This is a genomic window from Stenotrophomonas terrae (assembly GCF_001431465.1).
Classification (GTDB): domain Bacteria; phylum Pseudomonadota; class Gammaproteobacteria; order Xanthomonadales; family Xanthomonadaceae; genus Stenotrophomonas; species Stenotrophomonas terrae.
Genome location: NZ_LDJJ01000011.1, coordinates 1 through 5523, shown reverse-complemented (window position 1 = coordinate 5523; position 5523 = coordinate 1). Strand labels below are relative to the sequence as shown.

The window sequence follows — 5523 nt, the reverse complement described above, 5'->3', positions numbered from 1 at the left end:
CCGCCCTATAATGGGCGGCTCGCTACGACGGAAACGTCGCAGCCTACGAAGACGGCGCTGAGGCCGGATTCGAAGTTCTTTGAAAGTATGCGCAGGTATCTTGTGAGGACGCCTGCAGGAATGGATGACTGTCCATCTTGCAGACGTTTAATCAAGCAATGATTCAATTGTTTTAATGCAAGCGAAACGTTGCCAGTGGTTGAACTTCTGCAGCTAAAGTTATTGTCTTCGGACATGTAGTTTTAAGTGAAGAGTTTGATCCTGGCTCAGAGTGAACGCTGGCGGTAGGCCTAACACATGCAAGTCGAACGGCAGCACAGTAAGAGCTTGCTCTTATGGGTGGCGAGTGGCGGACGGGTGAGGAATGCATCGGAATCTACTCTTTCGTGGGGGATAACGTAGGGAAACTTACGCTAATACCGCATACGACCTACGGGTGAAAGCCGGGGACCTTCGGGCCTGGCGCGAATGAATGAGCCGATGCCCGATTAGCTAGTTGGCGGGGTAAGAGCCCACCAAGGCGACGATCGGTAGCTGGTCTGAGAGGATGATCAGCCACACTGGAACTGAGACACGGTCCAGACTCCTACGGGAGGCAGCAGTGGGGAATATTGGACAATGGGCGCAAGCCTGATCCAGCCATACCGCGTGGGTGAAGAAGGCCTTCGGGTTGTAAAGCCCTTTTGTTGGGAAAGAAAAGCAGCCGATTAATACCCGGTTGTTCTGACGGTACCCAAAGAATAAGCACCGGCTAACTTCGTGCCAGCAGCCGCGGTAATACGAAGGGTGCAAGCGTTACTCGGAATTACTGGGCGTAAAGCGTGCGTAGGTGGTTGTTTAAGTCTGTCGTGAAAGCCCTGGGCTCAACCTGGGAATTGCGATGGAAACTGGGCGACTAGAGTGTGGCAGAGGATAGTGGAATTCCTGGTGTAGCAGTGAAATGCGTAGAGATCAGGAGGAACATCCGTGGCGAAGGCGACTGTCTGGGCCAACACTGACACTGAGGCACGAAAGCGTGGGGAGCAAACAGGATTAGATACCCTGGTAGTCCACGCCCTAAACGATGCGAACTGGATGTTGGGTGCAATTTGGCACGCAGTATCGAAGCTAACGCGTTAAGTTCGCCGCCTGGGGAGTACGGTCGCAAGACTGAAACTCAAAGGAATTGACGGGGGCCCGCACAAGCGGTGGAGTATGTGGTTTAATTCGATGCAACGCGAAGAACCTTACCTGGCCTTGACATGTCGCGAACTTTCCAGAGATGGATTGGTGCCTTCGGGAACGCGAACACAGGTGCTGCATGGCTGTCGTCAGCTCGTGTCGTGAGATGTTGGGTTAAGTCCCGCAACGAGCGCAACCCTTGTCCTTAGTTGCCAGCACGTAATGGTGGGAACTCTAAGGAGACCGCCGGTGACAAACCGGAGGAAGGTGGGGATGACGTCAAGTCATCATGGCCCTTACGGCCAGGGCTACACACGTACTACAATGGTGGGGACAGAGGGCTGCAAGCCGGCGACGGTAAGCCAATCCCAGAAACCCTATCTCAGTCCGGATTGGAGTCTGCAACTCGACTCCATGAAGTCGGAATCGCTAGTAATCGCAGATCAGCATTGCTGCGGTGAATACGTTCCCGGGCCTTGTACACACCGCCCGTCACACCATGGGAGTTTGTTGCACCAGAAGCAGGTAGCTTAACCTTCGGGAGGGCGCTTGCCACGGTGTGGCCGATGACTGGGGTGAAGTCGTAACAAGGTAGCCGTATCGGAAGGTGCGGCTGGATCACCTCCTTTTGAGCAAAGACAGCATCGCCTGTCAGGCGTCCCCACAAGAAACCTGCATTCAGAGTTCCACAGCCAACAGGGTTGGCTTGGAAAAGTCCCAAATACGGGGCCTTAGCTCAGCTGGGAGAGCACCTGCTTTGCAAGCAGGGGGTCGTCGGTTCGATCCCGACAGGCTCCACCATGTTGATGCTATGACAGAACATTGGGTCTGTAGCTCAGGTGGTTAGAGCGCACCCCTGATAAGGGTGAGGTCGGTAGTTCGAGTCTACCCAGACCCACCACACTCTGAATGTACCGCATACTAAGAATTTATAGACATCAGCACTGTGGCTGATATCTGTTCTTTTAAAACTTGTGACGTAGCGAGCGTTTGAGATTATCTATCTTGACGTGTCGTGAGGCTAAGGCGGAAGACTTAAATGTCTTCTTATTAATTGAGTCGTTATATTTCGTATCTGGGCTTTGTACCCCCAGGTCATATATGTAACCCAAGGCAACTTGCGGTTATATGGTCAAGCGAATAAGCGCACACGGTGGATGCCTTGGCGGTCAGAGGCGATGAAGGACGTGGCAGCCTGCGAAAAGTATCGGGGAGCTGGCAACAAGCTTTGATCCGGTAATGTCCGAATGGGGAAACCCACTGCTTCGGCAGTATCCTGCAGTGAATACATAGCTGCTGGAAGCGAACCTGGTGAACTGAAATATCTAAGTAACCAGAGGAAAAGAAATCAACCGAGATTCCCTAAGTAGCGACGAGCGAACGGGGAACAGCCCTTAAGCTGGTATGGTTCTAGAAAAACGGTTTGGAAAAGCCGGCCATAGAAGGTGATAGCCCTGTATTTAAAAGGGCCATTCCAGTGAAGACGAGTAGGGCGGGGCACGTGAAACCCTGTCTGAATATGGGGGGACCATCCTCCAAGGCTAAATACTACTGACCGACCGATAGTGAACCAGTACCGTGAGGGAAAGGCGAAAAGAACCCCGGAGAGGGGAGTGAAATAGATCCTGAAACCGTGTGCGTACAAGCAGTAGGAGCTCGAAAGAGTGACTGCGTACCTTTTGTATAATGGGTCAGCGACTTACTGTTCGTGGCAAGCTTAACCGTATAGGGGAGGCGAAGGGAAACCGAGTCTGATAAGGGCGCATAGTCGCGGGCAGTAGACCCGAAACCGGGTGATCTAGTCATGCCCAGGGTGAAGGTGCGGTAACACGCACTGGAGGCCCGAACCCACTCCCGTTGCAAAGGTAGGGGATGAGGTGTGATTAGGAGTGAAAAGCTAATCGAACCCGGAGATAGCTGGTTCTCCTCGAAAGCTATTTAGGTAGCGCCTCATATGTATCCTCTCGGGGGTAGAGCACTGTTATGGCTAGGGGGTCATCGCGACTTACCAAACCATTGCAAACTCCGAATACCGAGACGGACTGTATGGGAGACACACGGCGGGTGCTAACGTCCGTCGTGAAAAGGGAAACAACCCAGATCCACAGCTAAGGTCCCAAATTTACTGCTAAGTGGAAAACCATGTGGAAAGGCACAGACAGCCAGGAGGTTGGCTTAGAAGCAGCCACCCTTTAAAGAAAGCGTAATAGCTCACTGGTCGAGTCGGTCTGCGGGGAAGATTTAACGGGGCTAAGCAGTAAACCGAAGCTTGGAGTGTGCATATTTATATGTACGCGGTAGAGGAGCGTTCCGTAAGCCTGTGAAGGTGAGTTGAGAAGCTTGCTGGAGGTATCGGAAGTGCGAATGCTGACATGAGTAACGATAATGCGGGTGAAAAACCCGCACGCCGAAAGCCCAAGGTTTCCTTGCGCAACGTTAATCGGCGCAGGGTGAGTCGGCCCCTAAGGCGAGGCAGAAATGCGTAGTCGATGGGAAGCAGGTTAATATTCCTGCACCTCGCGTAAGTGCGATGGAGGGACGGAGAAGGTTAGGTGTACCAGGCGTTGGTTGTCCTGGGGAAAGGCGGTAGGTTTGAATCTTTGGCAAATCCGGGATTCTTTAAGACCGAGCACCGAGACGAGCCTTTAAGGCGAAGTCACTGATACCACGCTTCCAGGAAAAGCTCCTAAGCTTCAGCTTACGCAGACCGTACCGTAAACCGACACAGGTGGGTAGGATGAGAATTCTCAGGCGCTTGAGAGAACTCGGGTGAAGGAACTAGGCAACATGGCACCGTAACTTCGGGAGAAGGTGCACCCTTTTTGGTGGCTCATGCGAGCTATAGCTGAAGAGGGTCGCAGTAACCAGGCCGCTGCGACTGTTTATCAAAAACACAGCACTCTGCAAACACGAAAGTGGACGTATAGGGTGTGACGCCTGCCCGGTGCTGGAAGGTTAATTGATGGGGTCAGCCGCAAGGCGAAGCTCTTGATCGAAGCCCCAGTAAACGGCGGCCGTAACTATAACGGTCCTAAGGTAGCGAAATTCCTTGTCGGGTAAGTTCCGACCTGCACGAATGGCGTAACGACAGCGGCGCTGTCTCCACCCGAGACTCAGTGAAATTGAAATCGCTGTGAAGATGCAGCGTTCCCGTGGCAAGACGGAAAGACCCCGTGAACCTTTACTATAGCTTTACACTGAACGTTGAGTTCGTCTGTGTAGGATAGGTGGGAGGCTATGAAACTGTGGCGCTAGCTGCAGTGGAGCCATCCTTGAAATACCACCCTGTCGTGCTTGACGTTCTAACCTAGGTCCATTATCTGGATCGGGGACCGTGTATGGTGGGTAGTTTGACTGGGGCGGTCTCCTCCTAAAGAGTAACGGAGGAGCTCGAAGGTACGCTCAGCGCGGTCGGACATCGCGCACTGTGTGCAAAGGCATAAGCGTGCTTGACTGCAAGATCGACGGATCAAGCAGGTAGGAAACTAGGACTTAGTGATCCGGTGGTTCTGTATGGAAGGGCCATCGCTCAACGGATAAAAGGTACTCCGGGGATAACAGGCTGATACCGCCCAAGAGTTCATATCGACGGCGGTGTTTGGCACCTCGATGTCGGCTCATCACATCCTGGGGCTGTAGTCGGTCCCAAGGGTATGGCTGTTCGCCATTTAAAGTGGTACGCGAGCTGGGTTCAGAACGTCGTGAGACAGTTCGGTCCCTATCTGCCATGGGCGTTGGAAGTTTGAGAGGGGCTGCTCCTAGTACGAGAGGACCGGAGTGGACGAACCTCTGGTGTTCCGGTTGTCACGCCAGTGGCATTGCCGGGTAGCTATGTTCGGAAGCGATAACCGCTGAAAGCATCTAAGCGGGAAGCGCGCCTCAAGATGAGACTTCCCGGGGCACAAGCCCCCTAAAGGAACCATATAGACTATGTGGTTGATAGGTCAGGTGTGTAAGTACAGCAATGTATTGAGCTAACTGATACTAATGATCCGTGAGGCTTGACCATATAACCTCAAGTTGCCTTGGCCGACATGACATGTCGATAGAGTCCAAGTTGCACGCTACGTCACAAGACCAAACGCGAGACAGGCGCCGTAGGCCCTTTCTTGGATGGAATGCAGATACCTGCACACCACCCAGAAAGAAGACACGAGCGACGCTCCAACTGTCTCCCTGATGAAATTAGCGCTATGGAACCACCCGATCCCATCCCGAACTCGGAAGTGAAACGTAGCCGCGCCGATGGTAGTGCAGCCTAAGCTGTGCGAGAGTAGGTCATCGTCAGGGTTTTATCTAAAACCCCGCTGCTCACGCAGCGGGGTTTGTCTTTTTATGTAAGCCAGGTGTTTTTGAGCCTGG

Annotated in this window: 2 tRNA genes and 3 rRNA genes; all 5 read left to right on the top strand. The window is 53.0% G+C overall.

What is annotated here, in order from left to right:
* Positions 1-243 precede the first annotated feature (243 nt).
* The 5 genes from ABB27_RS04570 to rrf all read left to right on the top strand — a co-directional run bounded on the left by ABB27_RS04570 (position 244) and on the right by rrf (position 5451).
* Positions 244-1790: ribosomal RNA gene (locus tag ABB27_RS04570) — 16S ribosomal RNA — on the top strand.
* 96 nt (positions 1791-1886) lie between these two features.
* Positions 1887-1962, top strand: a tRNA-Ala gene (locus tag ABB27_RS04565).
* Between the two features lie 23 nt (positions 1963-1985).
* A tRNA-Ile gene (locus ABB27_RS04560) sits at positions 1986-2062 on the top strand.
* A gap of 229 nt (positions 2063-2291) precedes the next feature.
* Positions 2292-5170, top strand: a 23S ribosomal RNA gene (locus ABB27_RS04555).
* 166 nt (positions 5171-5336) lie between these two features.
* Positions 5337-5451, top strand: a 5S ribosomal RNA gene (gene rrf, locus ABB27_RS04550).
* Together the 16S, 23S and 5S rRNA genes with 2 tRNA genes alongside form the textbook arrangement of a ribosomal RNA operon.
* The last annotated feature ends 72 nt before the right edge of the window (positions 5452-5523 follow it).